Origin of the sequence: Pseudomonas sp. Z4-20 (assembly GCF_051131955.1) — a bacterium.
Classification (GTDB): Bacteria; Pseudomonadota; Gammaproteobacteria; order Pseudomonadales; family Pseudomonadaceae; genus Aquipseudomonas; species Aquipseudomonas marvdashtae.
Genome location: NZ_CP071641.1, coordinates 2,665,503 through 2,680,286, shown reverse-complemented (window position 1 = coordinate 2,680,286; position 14,784 = coordinate 2,665,503). Strand labels below are relative to the sequence as shown.

At 59.7% G+C, this 14,784-nt stretch carries 15 protein-coding genes; 6 read left to right on the top strand and 9 right to left on the bottom strand.

All coding sequences use genetic code 11. From position 1 onward, the window contains the following. The first annotated feature begins 178 nt into the window (after positions 1-178). Positions 179-643 carry a hypothetical protein gene (locus J3P82_RS12250; protein ID WP_434563396.1) on the top strand — a complete coding sequence of 155 codons (465 nt, stop codon included), beginning with the start codon at positions 179-181 and terminating at the stop codon, positions 641-643. A 105-nt stretch (positions 644-748) separates the two neighbouring features. Here the strand turns inward: J3P82_RS12250 and J3P82_RS12245 are convergent, their stop codons facing one another. After that, positions 749-2,074: a sigma 54-interacting transcriptional regulator gene (locus tag J3P82_RS12245; RefSeq protein ID WP_434563394.1), complete on the bottom strand. Its 1,326-nt coding sequence runs from the start codon at positions 2,072-2,074 to the stop codon at positions 749-751. 341 nt (positions 2,075-2,415) lie between these two features. Here J3P82_RS12245 and J3P82_RS12240 point away from each other — a divergent pair, with 341 nt between their 5' ends. Continuing rightward, positions 2,416-2,682 (top strand): hypothetical protein, encoded by a 267-nt coding sequence (locus J3P82_RS12240; protein ID WP_030142711.1) that lies wholly within the window; start codon positions 2,416-2,418, stop codon positions 2,680-2,682. A 187-nt stretch (positions 2,683-2,869) separates the two neighbouring features. After that, positions 2,870-4,159: a hypothetical protein gene (locus J3P82_RS12235; protein WP_434563392.1), complete on the top strand. Its 1,290-nt coding sequence runs from the start codon at positions 2,870-2,872 to the stop codon at positions 4,157-4,159. 74 nt (positions 4,160-4,233) lie between these two features. Here J3P82_RS12235 and nhaA read toward each other — a convergent pair whose 3' ends face one another. The 4 genes from nhaA to gnd form a co-directional block, all read right to left on the bottom strand. After that, positions 4,234-5,355: a Na+/H+ antiporter NhaA gene (gene nhaA / locus J3P82_RS12230; protein WP_434563803.1), complete on the bottom strand. Its 1,122-nt coding sequence runs from the start codon at positions 5,353-5,355 to the stop codon at positions 4,234-4,236. A gap of 152 nt (positions 5,356-5,507) precedes the next feature. Next, entirely contained in the window at positions 5,508-6,329 is an 822-nt protein-coding gene (locus J3P82_RS12225; RefSeq protein WP_434563390.1) for an HAD family hydrolase, read from the bottom strand. Next, positions 6,326-7,846 (bottom strand): glucose-6-phosphate dehydrogenase, encoded by a 1,521-nt coding sequence (gene zwf / locus J3P82_RS12220; protein WP_434563388.1) that lies wholly within the window; start codon positions 7,844-7,846, stop codon positions 6,326-6,328. The genes J3P82_RS12225 and zwf overlap by 4 nt, the downstream gene beginning before the upstream one ends. Beyond that, positions 7,843-8,823, bottom strand: coding sequence for a phosphogluconate dehydrogenase (NAD(+)-dependent, decarboxylating) (gene gnd / locus J3P82_RS12215; RefSeq protein ID WP_434563386.1), 981 nt, complete (start codon positions 8,821-8,823; stop codon positions 7,843-7,845). Before gnd ends, zwf begins: the two co-directional genes overlap by 4 nt. A 272-nt stretch (positions 8,824-9,095) precedes the next feature. Between gnd and J3P82_RS12210 the strand changes: the two genes are divergently transcribed. Both J3P82_RS12210 and J3P82_RS12205 read left to right on the top strand, forming a co-directional pair. Next, positions 9,096-9,269 carry a DUF6026 family protein gene (locus tag J3P82_RS12210; protein ID WP_434563384.1) on the top strand — a complete coding sequence of 58 codons (174 nt, stop codon included), beginning with the start codon at positions 9,096-9,098 and terminating at the stop codon, positions 9,267-9,269. A gap of 245 nt (positions 9,270-9,514) precedes the next feature. Further along, positions 9,515-11,254 carry a phosphoethanolamine transferase CptA gene (locus J3P82_RS12205; RefSeq protein ID WP_434563382.1) on the top strand — a complete coding sequence of 580 codons (1,740 nt, stop codon included), beginning with the start codon at positions 9,515-9,517 and terminating at the stop codon, positions 11,252-11,254. 22 nt (positions 11,255-11,276) lie between these two features. Here J3P82_RS12205 and J3P82_RS12200 read toward each other — a convergent pair whose 3' ends face one another. The 4 genes from J3P82_RS12200 to J3P82_RS12185 form a co-directional block, all read right to left on the bottom strand. Next, on the bottom strand, positions 11,277-11,771 hold the full coding sequence (locus J3P82_RS12200; protein WP_434563380.1) for a GNAT family N-acetyltransferase: 495 nt from the start codon (positions 11,769-11,771) through the stop codon (positions 11,277-11,279). A 52-nt stretch (positions 11,772-11,823) separates the two neighbouring features. Further along, complete coding sequence (gene zapE, locus J3P82_RS12195) at positions 11,824-12,945, bottom strand: cell division protein ZapE (RefSeq protein WP_434563378.1); 1,122 nt, start codon at positions 12,943-12,945, stop codon at positions 11,824-11,826. An 82-nt stretch (positions 12,946-13,027) separates the two neighbouring features. Then, positions 13,028-13,369, bottom strand: coding sequence for a nuclear transport factor 2 family protein (locus J3P82_RS12190; protein WP_434563376.1), 342 nt, complete (start codon positions 13,367-13,369; stop codon positions 13,028-13,030). 51 nt (positions 13,370-13,420) lie between these two features. Next, complete coding sequence (locus J3P82_RS12185) at positions 13,421-14,137, bottom strand: helix-turn-helix transcriptional regulator (RefSeq protein ID WP_434563374.1); 717 nt, start codon at positions 14,135-14,137, stop codon at positions 13,421-13,423. A 161-nt stretch (positions 14,138-14,298) separates the two neighbouring features. Between J3P82_RS12185 and J3P82_RS12180 the strand changes: the two genes are divergently transcribed. After that, a complete protein-coding gene (locus J3P82_RS12180) occupies positions 14,299-14,769 on the top strand; it encodes an LEA type 2 family protein (protein ID WP_434563372.1) in 471 nt (156 codons plus the stop codon). The last annotated feature ends 15 nt before the right edge of the window (positions 14,770-14,784 follow it).

The window sequence follows — 14,784 nt, the reverse complement described above, 5'->3', positions numbered from 1 at the left end:
CCGGGTCTCTAAATCGCAGATAAAGCCTTCCCCCGCAACCAATGGGTCATCCAGATGAGCCAGAGCGCCAGGCTGGGGAACCCGCCTGGCTGACACCGCATCCGGGGGCGCCGACTCACCCGGCGCAGCACATAAGAAAACACCCACACTTAACCATCGACATGCAAGGAGACACACCATGGAACCTACAATGGCGCTAAAACCATTGGCTTTCGCTCTCACCGCTGTCATGGCAATGGCTGCACAGGCAGGTGGTAACAGCAACGGCAACGGCCATTGCAACCATCAAGGGGCGTCGCAGGATCAATTGCCCCCCAGCACCGCCGGCGCCGGGGCCACAGTGCTGGATGAACAGGACAACGACGGTAGTGTAATGATCGACCAGGAGGACGGCGGTTGGGACCATCGGGGCGGCTACGGCGGCGGCCATTACGCCGGCAGGATTTCCGACACAGGCACGTTCGAACTTGTCGGCAACAACACCCCGCAAGTGTTGACTCTCGATGGCTGGAAGAACGCGATCTTGAACAGGGCCGCCGTGAACAACGTCTCTGGCAATGGCGAAGCCAACGTGTCGACCGGCGTGGACGACCAGCCGAGTCACTCGATGGCCATTGCTGCCAGCTGCAAAGCCTGCATGTAATCACGTGGAACGAAGCCCCGATAACGGGGCTTTGTTTCAAGGATTTCACCGGCGTATCGATCACGGGTTCGATATCCGTTCCTCAGGGGAACGGGCAAGGTGGATTCAGCGGATCTGATGCTTGTGCAACAACCGATAAAAAGTCGGTCGCGACACGCCCAGCACCCTGGCCGCCACACTCAAGTTATCACTGTGGCGGTTGAGCACATCGCTCAGCGCCTGGCGCTCGGCGCGGGTCTTGTAGTCTTCCAGGGTGCCCATCGGCGCAGTCACGCCTTGACGGCTGGCCAGGCCCAGGTCTCGGGCTTCAATCTGCCGCCCCTCCGCCAGCACCAGGCCGCGTCGAACCCGGTTGGCCAGCTCTCGCACATTGCCGGGCCAGTCGTGCATGCCCATCGCCACCAGCGCATCTTCGCTGAAGCTGCGAGAACGGCGACCGGTTTCATGGCTGTAGAAATGCGAAAAATGGCTGGCAAGCATCGCCAGGTCGCCATGGCGTTCACGCAATGGCGCCATGACCACTTGCAGGACGTTCAAGCGATAGTACAAATCCTCGCGAAAACGCCTGTGCACGATCGCCGCTTCCAGATCCACATGAGTCGCGGCCAGTATGCGCACATCGACCGGGATTGGCTGGCTGCCGCCCACTCGCTCAATGTGTTTTTCCTGGAGGAAACGCAGCAGGTTGGCTTGCAGCTCCAGCGGCAGATCGCCGACTTCGTCGAGAAACAGCGTGCCGCCATGCGCCGCTTCGATTCGCCCGATCTTGCGCTGGTGGGCGCCGGTGAAAGCGCCCTTTTCATGGCCAAACAATTCAGACTGGATCAGGTGTTCGGGGATCGCTCCGCAATTGATCGCAATGAACGGTTTGTTACGCCGATGAGACTGGCGATGCAACGTGTGGGCGACCAGTTCCTTGCCGGTGCCGCTTTCACCACGAATCAATACCGGTGATTCGGCGGGCGCCAGCTTGGCCAATAATTTTCGCAATTCGCGGATGGGTTTGCTGTCGCCCAGCAGTTCGTGTTCAGGCTCATCAACGTGAATCGAGCCCTGCCCCCGCAGGCGTGCCATGCCGAATGCGCGGCCCAGCGTCACTTGGACCCGGGACACGTCGAACGGCAAGGTATGGAAATCGAAAAACCACTCGCAGACAAAATCGCCGACATTCTTCAGGCGCAGCACTTCCTGGTTGAGCACGGCGATCCATTCGGTGCCGCTGCGGCTGATCAGTTCCTTGACCGCTTCGGGGCGCTCCAGATGTGCCGGTTGCAAGCGCAACAGACCGACGTCGCATGTCCGGTCCCCGGCATGCTCAAGGGCGCAACTCTCGACGTCCCAGCCCACCGTCCGCAGACCGGGCAACAAGCGATGACAATCATCGCAGGGATCAACCACGAGCAGACGACGTGACGTACTGGCTTCGATCATGACTGATCCTTGGCGCCAAAAATAAGAAATATGAGTAGAAACAGTCGTTTGGCGAACCTGCATGTAACAGTAGCAAGAAGTTGACGGCTGCTTGTATCAATTGATTATCGAAGAACGCTGAAAGTGGTTATAAGGCGGCGTTTCGTTAGTTGCCGCTTACTTGAATCTTTCAGCAAGCTTTCAAACAAAAGCGAAAAACCCTGGTCTGAAAGAAAATCGAAATTTATTTGGAGATTGTGTGACCTGTGCCCCGGTTCGGGACATCAGTACAAGTAACCAGCCGCACGGTACGCCCAACCGACGGCACATCATTTGAATGGGCACCTTTGAGAGATAACGCCATGAACGCCCCGCTCCGTATCAACGAAGCTCTTTTGATTGCCGACCGCGCATTCCGTCCTTTCCAATGCGTGGCCTGGGCTCCACAAGACGGTAACGGCGAACTGAGCCTGACCGTCATCGACCGCACCAATACGCACATTGGTCGCACTCAGATTCCAAGCAGCGCCTACACCGACCCGGCCCAACTGGCCGACCTGTTGAAACAGGCGCGCGCTGAATTGAGCCAGGAAGGTTACAAACTGCAATCCTGGTCCATGCCTGAATAAACACTTCCTGCCAGCCGGTAATGATTTGCCGGCTTGGTACTGGATTGAAAAGCCACTGTTTCGGCACGAATTGTCCTCACAACTGTAAGACCTGACAGTTGTGCATTATCAGATTCGCGGATTGAATGTCTGGCGTCATGCAATCACTTCCCTCTTCGGGACGGTCGATGCGCAAGGAGAGGCCTGCATGTTCGATCAATCCGCACTCGTGCTTGCGACACCCGCGACCTATCCCGGTCAACTCGATTCAGGCTTTGCCGGTGCCGGCAAAGCCTGGGTTCGTTTTGCCGACGACACTTCAAGCCTCACCACCGGGCTGGCCATTGACCAGGCTGGCCGGATCTTGTTGGCAGCCCGGGTCGATACGCCCCAGGGTTGCCGCTTCGGCCTGACGCGACTCAATGCGGACGGCTCGATAGACAAGAGCTTCGCGGCCCAAGGCTACGTGGTCGGGTCGTTTGAAAAGGGTTGCGAAGCCACAGCGGGCAAAGTCATTGAACTGCCCGATGGAAATATCCTGTTGTCAGGCCTGCACTACGAAGGGGCCGACCATACCCTTCCCGCCCTGGCGTTGTTCGACCCGCATGGCCGTGCCGTCCCAGGCTTCGGCGAGGCCGGGCGACAGGTCGTCCGGCTGTGCGGCAATCTTTCCCAAGGGTTGCGTGATCCCTGGCTGCCGCCCGGCGTGCCTGGGATGGAGGCTTGCGACATCCAAGTGCAGGCCGATGGCGGGATACTCTTGCTGGCCAACCATCATTTCCAGATGTCCGATCATGTCGGCGTGCTGATCCGCCTGTTGCCCGACGGCTCACTGGACCGCTCGTTCAACAGTCGCGGTTTCGTGATGGTCCGGCGGCTGCTGAAAAATACCTGGTTGGGCTGCCTGAGCCTGCAGACAGACGGCAGCGTCATCGCAGGCGGTGCCATCGACTTGCCCCAGCGCGGATTGGTGGTGCGCTACGATTCCACCGGCAAGCTCGATGACAGCTTTGGTGAGGATGGCTTCCTGTCCGTCGCAGCCCAAGGCCGCAGCGTAATGATCAGCCAAGTGGTCCAGCACGGGAACGGTGACTTGCAGGCGTTCGGCAGCAGCCGAGACCCGATGCATTGCCTGTCGCTGAAAATTCGCCAGGATGGACAACCGGCCCCGGGGTCCAGCGAGAGCCAGTGCCGCCTCCTGGCGTTTGGCAGCAATGCCAGTCAATGGATGGCAGCGCAGATCCAACCGGACGGAAAGGTGCTGACCGCCGGTGCAACCATCGGTAGTATCGAGGCCGATTTCGTCCTGGCCCGACACCTGTCGGACGGCCATCTCGACCCGAATTTTGGCCGGGGCCAGGGCTGGGTCCGCACTCGGCTCGGCTACAGTCTCGATACCGCTACGTCCGTGGCCGCACAAGCCGATGGGAAAATACTGGTAGGCGGTTACTCGTTGCACGGCAGCCCAAAGGCCGTCGTGATGCGATATTGGGCCTAAGCACTGCCCCGGTTTCCCCTTGTCCTCGATCAAGTTCATGAAAGCCGGAAGGCCCGCCATCAGGCGGGCATTGCTCATGCCTTCGAAGAAGCGCAGAAACGCAGCACCAGGATGCCTGCGAGTGCAGCCAGGGTAGAACCGGCCAATACGCCAACCTTGACCTCATCAATGAGTAGCTGGGAACCGGGGAACGCCAGGTTTCCTATAAACAAGCTCATCGTGAACCCGATCCCGCACAACAACGCCACCCCATACACTTGCCGCCACGAACTGTGGGTCGGCATTTGCGCCAGGCCGGTCTTGATCGCCACCAGCGCGAAGGTGAAGACGCCTATCTGCTTACCCAGCAACAGTCCTGCAGCGACGCCCAGTGGCACGGGATCAAGCAGGCTGCTCAAAGACACGCCGGCCAGGGATACGCCAGCATTGGCAAAGCCAAAAATGGGCATCACGACGAAAGCAACCCATGGCGATAACCGCCGCTCAAGCCGGAGCGACGGAGACTTCGCTTCATCAGCGTCTTTGTTGAGTGGGATGCAAAAAGCAAGTGCGACACCCGCCAGCGTGGCGTGTACGCCAGATTTGAGCACCAGCACCCACAGCACCGCCCCTAGCACCAGATAGGGCAACAGCCGGATGACCCCGGCCTTGTTCATGACCAGCAGCACAGCGATCACCGCGGCGGATGCCACAAGCATGGTTACATCCAGGCCAGCGCTATAGAAGACGGCAATGATCGCGACCGCACCCAAGTCATCCAGAATGGCGAGCGCGGAGAGAAAGACCTTCAGGGACATCGGCACTCGGTTGCCCAGCAACGAGAGCACGCCCAGCGCAAACGCGATATCGGTGGCAGCCGGGATGGCCCAACCCGCCAACGTTTCAGCAGAACTCCTGTTGACCCAGGCATAGATAAGGGCGGGCACAATCATGCCCCCCAGCGCTGCGAAACCCGGCAGCGCTCTCTGGCTCCATTTGGCCAGCTCCCCTATCTGCATCTCGCGCTTGATTTCGAGCCCTACCAACAGAAAGAACACGGCCATCAACGCATCATTGACCCAATGCTCGACGGACATGCCCAGAAAAGATGCATGCAGTGCGTTGGTATAACTTGCGAACAGCGGGCTGTTAGCCACGATCAGCGCAGCGAGCGCCGAAAGCATGAGCACGATGCCGCCTGATGATTCCGATTGCATGAAGCGTTCGAGTGGCGTGGCCGCCCGCGCATCGCCGCCCTGAGTTGAGCTGTTCCCCATTGTGTCCTCCCGTAGTCCGATCAGCACCGGATTCTACCCAATACTCAGGCGTGCGGGCAGTTGTCTTACAACCTCATGGAAACAAAGTGACGTTATTCCGGCAGGATGTACCGCTCGATCGCCAATGCCGCGCCATCCTCGGTGTTGGCTGCGGTAACCACGTCCGCCTGGCGCTTGATCGCCTCCTCCGCCTGACCCATCGCAATCGAGAAGCCCGCCCGGTGGAACATCGCCGGGTCGTTGCCGCCGTCCCCCATCGCAGCCGTCTGTTCCAGCGGCACGCCCAAGAAGTCAGCCAGGGTCGACAAGGCTTGCCCTTTGTTGGCCTTCATGGCCGTCACGTCGAGATAGATCGGTTGTGAGCGCGACACCTGGGCCTGGCCCTTGAGCAGCGGATGCAACCGAGCCTCGAGCTCCACCAGCAGATCGGTGTTGGCGCTGGTCGCGACGATCTTGTCGATACGCTCCAGGTAAGGCTCGAAGCTCTGCACTTGAACGGGCGGATAACCTAGACCACGCGTTTCAACTGGCACCATGGGGCCGTTGGCATCGCGTACCAACCAATCGCCATCGGCAAATACCCAGACCTCAATACCCGGCTGATCGGCGTACAGGGCCAGCGTGCTCAGTGCCGCTTCGGGTGGCAGGTAGTGCACGGCAAGGAAACTGCCGTCCGGGTGCACCAGCGTGCCACCGTTGAAGGCCGCGGTCGGCAAATCGACGCCCAGGGCTTCGATCTGCTGCAACATGGCCCGGGGCGGACGCCCGGTGGCCAGGCTGAACAGCACACCGGCCTCGCGTAACGAGCGGACCGCTTCGATGGTGCGCTGGTTCAGGCTGTGGTCGGGCAGCAGCAGCGTGCCATCCATGTCGCTGAGCAAAAAACGGATGGGGTGTTTCGGCTGGCCACTCATCCGAGGCCATGCCAGACGCGACCGTCGCGAGTCAGCAGATCGTGGGCGGCGGTCGGACCGTCTTCCCCGGCCTGGTACGGCTGGACAGCGGCGTCCTCACGCCAGGCATCGAGGAACGGCTGCACCGCACGCCAGCCGTTTTCAATATTGTCGGCGCGCTGGAACAGCGTCTGGTCGCCCGTCAGGCAATCGTAGATCAAGGTCTCGTAACCCGTTGACGGCTGCATTTCAAAGAAGTCCTTATAGGCAAAGCCCAACTCGATATTGGCCATGTCGAGGGCCGGCCCTGGCCGTTTGGCCAGCAGGTCGAACCACATGCCTTCGTTGGGCTGAATCTGGATTCTCAAGTACGTGGGTTGCAATTCGTCGACTTCGGTGTCGCGAAACTGCGCATAAGGCGCCGGTTTGAAGCAGATGACGATTTCGGTGTCGCGCACGCTCATGCGCTTGCCGGTGCGCAGGTAGAAGGGCACGCCTACCCAGCGCCAGTTGTCGATCATGACCTTAAGGGCGACGTAGGTTTCGGTATTGCTATCGGGCGCTACGTTGGTTTCCTCGCGGTAACCACTGACAGACTGGCCATTTACCTGGCCTGCGGTGTACTGGCCGCGCACCGAGTTGGCCCGGGCCTGCTCCACCGACCAGGGCCGGATCGCCCCCACCACCTTGGCCTTCTCGCCACGCACGGCATCGGCGCCGAACGCGGCCGGCGGCTCCATGGCTACCATTGCCAGCAACTGGAACAAGTGGTTGGGAACCATGTCTCGCAACGCGCCAGTGTGCTCGTAGAAACTGCCCCGGGTCTCCACGCCGACCGTTTCGGCAGCGGTGATCTGTACGTGGTCGATGTAGTGGTTGTTCCAGAACGCCTCGAACAGGCTGTTGGAGAAGCGGCTGACGAGAATGTTCTGCACCGTCTCCTTGCCCAGGTAATGGTCGATCCGATAGATCTGTTTCTCGCTCATGACCTTGAGCAGGCAGGTATTGAGCGCCTCGGCGGTTTGCAGGTCGGAGCCGAACGGCTTCTCGATCACCACGCGCCGGAAGGCGTCATCCTTCTCTTGAAGCAGCCCGGCCGCGCCGAGGCGACGAACCACTTCACTGAAAAAACGTGGCGCGGTCGCCAGGTAGAAGACCGCATTGCCGGTGCCGCTGGTGGCGATTTTCGCCGCCAGCGCTTGGTAGGTACTGTCATCGAGAAAGTCACCCTGGACATAACTGATGCCCCGGGCCAGCTTGGCCCACAGCGCCGGATCGAGTGCGCGGTCGGCATCGCCGCCCTTGCTCGCCGCTTCGTTACGGATGAAATCCTCGAGTTTTTTTGCAAAGTCCACATCGCTGATAGCGTTGTGGTCGACACCGACGATCTGCAGGCCATCACCCAACAGCCCGTCACGACTGAGATGGTAAAGCGCCGGCATCAGCAGACGCTTGACCAAGTCACCATGGGCACCGAACAGGAACAGCGTGGTCGGTGGCGCGGGTTCTGCCTTGGATTTCCTGCCGATCGAGGTCATTTTTTCGGCGTCTCCACATGGCCGCCGAAGCCGAAACGCATGGCTGAGAGCATCTTGTCACCATAGGTGGCTTGCTGGCGGGAGCGGAAACGTGCGAACAGCGAACTGGACAGTACCGGTACCGGCACCGCTTGCTCGATGGCGGCTTCGATGGTCCAACGCCCTTCACCGCTGTCGGCGACTTCACCGGAAAATCCATCCAGCTTCGGATCGCTGGCCAATGCGTCGGCGGTCAGGTCCAGCAGCCAGGACGAAACCACGCTGCCACGGCGCCAGACTTCGGCGATATCGGCCAGGTTCAGGTCGAAACGCTGCTCTGGCGGCAGGCTCTCGCTGGATTTGGTCTTGAGGATATCGAAGCCTTCGGCAAAGGCCTGCATCATTCCGTATTCGATACCGTTGTGGATCATCTTGACGAAATGACCGGAACCGGCCGGGCCCGCATGGATGTAGCCTCGTTCGGCGCGGTCGTCGTCGGACTTGCGGTCGCGAGTGCGTGGGATATCGCCCATGCCCGGCGCCAGGCTGGCGAACAACGGGTCCAGGCGCTTCACGACTTCGACGTCACCGCCGATCATCATGCAATAGCCGCGCTCAAGGCCCCAGACGCCGCCGGATGTGCCGACGTCGATGTAGCCCAAGCCTTGTTCCGAGAGCGCCTGGGCGCGGCGAATGTCGTCCTTGTAGTACGTGTTGCCGCCATCGATGATGACGTCGCCCGGCTCCAGCAACTCGCTCAGCACGGTGATGGTGTCTTCGGTGGGTGCGCCGGCGGGCAGCATGACCCAGACCGCTCGCGGTTTTTCCAGGCCGGCGACCAGTGCCGGCAAATCCGCGACCCCCGTTGCGCCTTCCTGGCTCAGGTTTTCGACAAAAGCGGCATTGCGGTCATACACGACGGTGGTGTGCCCATTGAGCATCAGGCGCCGCGCAATATTGCCGCCCATGCGGCCCAGTCCAATGATCCCGAGTTGCATGTGCTGGTGCTCCCTACTACAAATAAAGGTGTGTCAAAGATGAAACGCAATCGACTAGTGGAGGTTAGTCCAGAGCATGGCCGCATAGTTTCCGGGTAAATCGCCCGATCACAAAGGATAACGTTCAAAAACCGGCCGAAGACACGTCGACCATGAAAAATAAAAAAGTTCCATCAACGGGCAAAAGTATTCAGAATTGGTGCCGATAAAGAATTGTCGCCAAGAAACTGACGACATCTCTCTAGTTGATGTAGCCATTTGCGAGGTGAGCAATGGGCCCTGTCGTTACCGCACGTCCTCCCCAAACACTTTACGTGACCATTCGTCGCGACGAATTACGCCTGCTGAAAGAAGAGCGTGATCTGCTGCTCGACGAAGTGACGCAGTTGCGCATGCAGTTGCACCAGGCACAACTCTCCTACCAGGGCCAGGCGTTGGCTCGCTGATCCAACGCCAGAGAGTCTTGGTACTTGAAGTGACGCCGGGCAAGCTGGCGTCACTGAACCACTGGAGCTCGCTCAACGTCATTTCTGCAACCTGAAGCGCCAGTTGCATACCATTCTGTGACCAAAAACTCACAAAGTTTTCACCCCCTTTCCTAATAATCCAGCCTTCACAAATAGTTACGGCCAAGATCTGTGGGCACCGATCCGGTGCAGGCAGTCTCGCCGGCGAAAGGCTGGAGCGCTTGATGAGTGTGTTCAAACACAGCAAAACGACTGCTAGAGGTTTCGACTGGGCCGGGCTCGGCTGGCTGTTTTTATTTTTCTGGTATTTTTCAGGCATCACCCAACTGCTCATTCTGGCGAGTGGTACCTCTGGCTTCACCGGGTTCCGCCAAGCCTTCGTAATGAGCGCGTTATGGTTGGCGCCCCTTCTTCTGTTCCCTGCTCGTACCCGTCTTATCGCCGCGATCATCGGCATCTTGCTCTGGGCTTGCTCCATGGCCAGCCTTGGCTACTTCTTCATTTACCATCAGGAATTTTCACAAAGCGTCATCTTCATCATGTTCGAGTCGAACGTAGCTGAAGCTAGCGAATACATGACCCAGTACTATGCATGGTGGATGGTGCCCGCGTTCCTGGCCCATACCTTGGCAGGCTATTTCCTTTGGACGCGCCTTCGGCCGCTACACCTTCCCCGCAGTCAGGCCTGGATGGCGGCGATGGTGATCGTAGTCGCCGTTGTCGGCTATCCGTTGACCAAGCAGACCCTGCGTACCGGAAGCCTGGCACTAGGCGTGGGGGAATTTGAAAGTCGCATCGAGCCTGCGGTGCCATGGCAAATGCTCGTGGCGTACCATCGCTACAGTCAACAGCTGGAAAACATGCAAGGATTGCTTCACAGCACCAGAAAAATCCCTCCCCTGGGCAACCTCCAGGACACCATGGCCCATCAGCCCGCAACCCTAGTGCTGGTGATTGGCGAATCGACCAACCGTCAGCGAATGAGCCTCTACGGCTACCCGAGGGAAACCACGCCGGAGCTGGAAAAGCTCAAGGACCAGTTATCGGTCTTCGACAACGTCATCACCCCACGCCCCTACACCATTGAAGCGCTGCAGCAGGTGCTGACCTTCGCCGACGAGGAAAATCCGGACCTCTACCTGAGCACGCCGTCGCTGGTGAGCATGATGAAGCAGGCCGGCTACAAGACGTTCTGGATCACCAACCAGCAGACCATGACCAAGCGCAACACCATGCTCACGACGTTTTCTCAACAAGCCGATGAGCAGGTCTACCTGAACAACAATCGCAACCAGAACGCCGCGCAATACGATGGCGACGTGATCGAACCGTTCACCAAGGCCCTGGCTGACACCGCGCCGCGCAAGTTGATCGTGGTGCACCTGCTCGGCACGCACATGAGCTATCAGTACCGATACCCGCCGACGTTCAACAAGTTCACCGACCGCCAGGGCGTTCCCGCCGGCGTGCGCGACGATCAGCTCCCGACCTACAACAGCTACGATAACGCGGTGCTGTACAACGACTTCGTGGTGTCCAGCCTGATCAAGGACTACGCCAAGACCGACCCCAACGGCTTCCTGCTGTACCTGTCGGATCACGGCGAGGACGTTTTCGATTCGCCGGGCCATAGCACACTGGGGCGCAACGAAGGTAAGCCGACGGCGCCGATGTACACCATTCCGTTCATGGCCTGGGCCTCGCCCAAGTGGCGCGAAACCCATGACTGGAATTTCGCCGGTGATCTGTCACGCCCCTACAGCAGCTCGCACCTGATTCACACCTGGGCGGACATGGCCGGCTTGGACTTCGATGAGCTCGACCGACGCAAAAGCCTGGTCAGCGATGCCTTTAAGCCCCGGCCATTGCTGATCGGCAACCCTTACCAGAGCCAGCACAAGGCGCTGATCGATTTCAGCCTCATGCAGCCCAAGGGGCCGGGGGGCCAGGTCGTGCAGAAATGATCGAAAGAGGCTGCGCCAGCGGCTATAGAGGCTTTATCCAGAACAGCATGCGACCGTGGGCCGGGTCGAACATGCCCGCGGCGAAGCCGAACTTGGCGTAACTGGCCTGAGCCACGGCGTTGCCTTCCAGTACTTCCAGGGTGATCTTGCAGCACCCGCGCTGGCGGGCAATATCCTCGACTTTCTGCAACATCTTCTGACTCAAACCCAGCCCGCGAAACGCAGGCATCACGGCAACGTCGTGGACGTTCACCAACGGGCGGCAGGCAAAGGTCGAGAACCCCTCGAAGCAATTGATCAACCCCGCCGGTTCGCCATTGACGAAAGCCAGCACGCTGAAGGCGTGAGGCCGCTTGGCCAGTTCTTCAGGCAGGTGCGACAACACCTCAGCGGATAGCGAATGACCGCCCCCCATCGGATCCTCGGCATAGCCGTTGAGCACCAGGCAGATCGCTTCGGCGTGGATCGGGTTGGTGTAGCTGGCTTGCAATACAAGGATGTCCTTGGCTTCTTCCATGATCTTGATCTCGTTCGATAAGGCCGACGGTTTGCCGCCGGCAGGATTCAGGTCAGGCGGGCTGGCCGAAGCGCTGCAATTGCATTTCCTGGAGGCGACTGAGAGTACGGCGAAACGGGAATTGCAGATAGCCCTCGGTGTACAACTGGTCCATCGGCACCCGTGCCGACAGGTATAACGGCACCTTGCGGTCGTAACACTCATCGACCAGGGCAATGAAACGCCGAACGCCATCGTCGTGAATCGACAGCTGCGGCAGTTCACGATCACCGGCCTCGACCCGCTCGACCCCGTCTTCGGTGCCGCGGGCAATACGTCCTTCACGCTGTTCGGCGCTCAGGGCAGGCACATCACTGAGGAGGATGGCCCTGAAACGGTCGCACAATGCCATGAAATCCACGGCTGAAAACGGCTGGTCGCAAAGGTCCAGGTAACGACTCCAGAGCACCGTGTCGCTGGCCTGGACTGGAACGACCTGTCGATGACCGACCTCGATCGCTTGGTTGCCGGATGCCTGCCCCGCGCTCAACTGGCCGAAGACATCGGCCAGCGGGTCAGGCTGGCCCGGCTCGCGCATCCAATAGCGCTGCTGCGCGGTGCCGGGGTGCTGACGGTGATCTTGCCAGCCGTTCACCGGCACCACCTGCATGTGCTGCTTGATGGCCGTGATGGTCGGCAGGAATCGCTCACGATTGTGCCCGCTGGCATAGAGCTCGTCCGGCGGCAGGTTGGACGTGCTGACCACCACCATGCCCAGCTCGAACATCACTTGGAAAAGACGGCCAAGGATAATCGCATCGCCGATGTCCGTGACGAACAGTTCGTCAAAGCACAGTACCCGAACTTCCTGGCTCAATTCACGGGCCAAGGCTTGCAGCGGGTCCGGGGTGCCGGTGAGCTGGAACGAGCGTTGATGCACCCAGGCCATGAAGTGATGGAAGTGCTGTCTGCGAGCCGGAACCTCGAGGCTCTCGTAGAAACGATCCATGAGCCACGTCTTGCCCCGCCCGACCGGCCCCCACAGATAAACGCCTTTGACTGACTTGCGGCCTTCATGCAATGCCTTGTGGCATTGCTCCAGCGCCATGATTGCCAGTTCCTGGGCTTCGTCCTGGACGAAACCGTGATGTTCGATGGCATGCTGCCAAGCGCTCAAGGGGGAATTGAAAGTCATGCAGGCCAGGTCCGGAAAGCGAAGGTGGGGAGTATGCCATGGCCAGGATCCAGGAATATTCCCCAAAGACAGTGCTTGCTCGCTACACAGAGATATCCAACCGACTGATTTTCCCCTGCTCATTGAGCCGGAAGGTATAGCGCAGCTCCAGTGGACTGCCGGGAAAGGTACCGGAGATCAGGTTTTGTACCAGCACCTTCCCGGTCCGCTGCTGCACGTTGAGGACTTCGACCCGTGGCTGGAAACGTTGCGCAGTGTCTTCCATCCATTGGGCGATGGCCTGGGTGCCGACCTGATGGTTGCCTTCATCGAACACGCTGGCATTCTCCGCGAAAAAACGCGTCGCCGCCGAGCTGTCGCGGGCATTCGCGGCGGCAAGGTAACCGGCGATGGCCGGGGCCAGGGAAGAGACGGGATTGGACATGTCATGGCTCCTTGTTGTATCGATCCGCAGCCATGCTAAAACAGTGTTGTGTCAGTTTTTGTCAGGAGTGAAGCGCCCGGCTTCATCAAGGTTCATCAGCGCAAGCCAGGCGCGCAACAAATCGCTGCGCCTGCCGGGATAGCGCTCGCCCTGGGCAGTGGCGCAGGCAATCCGGTCAGTCCGAAAGGTCCGGTAGGCACCGCGCAATTCACACCAGGCCACCACGACCCGAGCCTCGTTGAAAAAACCCAGCGCCAGGGGCCAGATCAATCGGTGGCTCGGGATCTTGTTGACGTCGGCGTAATCAATATGCAGCTTGGCTTGAGAGCGAATGGCCTGGCGAAAGACGTTCAGCTCTACCGTGTTGCTCGGGTAGCCATAGCCCGGCGGACCGGGCAACACGGTGGGGTTGTGCAAGGCGTCGCGCAAGCCCGGGGCCAGCACCGCCTCGACTTTCGCCAAGGCATCGGCGGCGGCCTTGCCGAGCACTTCGTCGCCGCGTTGGTCGACGTAGCGCAAGCCCAGCACGATGGCCTCGATTTCGTCGGCGGTGAACATCAAGGGTGGCAGGAACAGGCCGCTGCGCAACACATAACCGATGCCCGCCTCGCCCTGGATCGGTGCGCCCAAGGCGGTGAGTTCGGCGATGTCGCGATAGAGCGTGCGTTCGGACACCTTCAGCTCGGCCGCCAATGTCGCGGCGGTAACCGGGCATCGCTTGCCCCGCAAGACTTGCAGCAAAGTGAGCAGCCGAGTGGTTCGCGACACAATGAAAGAGTCCGCAGGGGAAAGTTGCAGCAGATTAGCAGACGCTGGTGTCAGAAACTGTCAGTAGAAAAAGCAAACACCTCGCCACAGAATTTGCAGGTTTCCAGGGATATGCCTTGAGTTATGGTGCCAACACGTTTCTTACACGAGAGAGCATATTCATGCGCAAATTCCTCGGCTTTTCCCTCATCCTGATGCTGCTCGGCCTCAGCGCCTGCGCGCTCGTCCCGCACCGTGACCCGCTGAATATCAACGTGGTCGGGATAGAGCCGCTGCCCAGCCAGGGCTTGGAAATGCGCTTTGCCGTGAAGCTGCGGCTGCAGAACCCCAACGAAACCCCCATCGACTATAACGGCGTGGCATTGGACCTGGAGGTCAACGGCCATACGCTGGCGACAGGAGTCAGCGACCAGGCCGGCTCGATACCTCGTTTCTCCGAAGGCCTGTTGAGCGTACCCGTGAGCATCTCGGCCTTTTCCGTCCTGCGTCAGACGCTGGGCCTGGGCCAGACTCAGAGCCTGGACAACCTGCCCTACGTGCTGAAGGGCAAACTCGCCGGCGGATTGTTCGGCACGATGCGTTTCGTCGACCGCGGCACCCTTGATTTACCGGGGTCCGCGGCCAATTGGTGAATCACCTGAAACGCA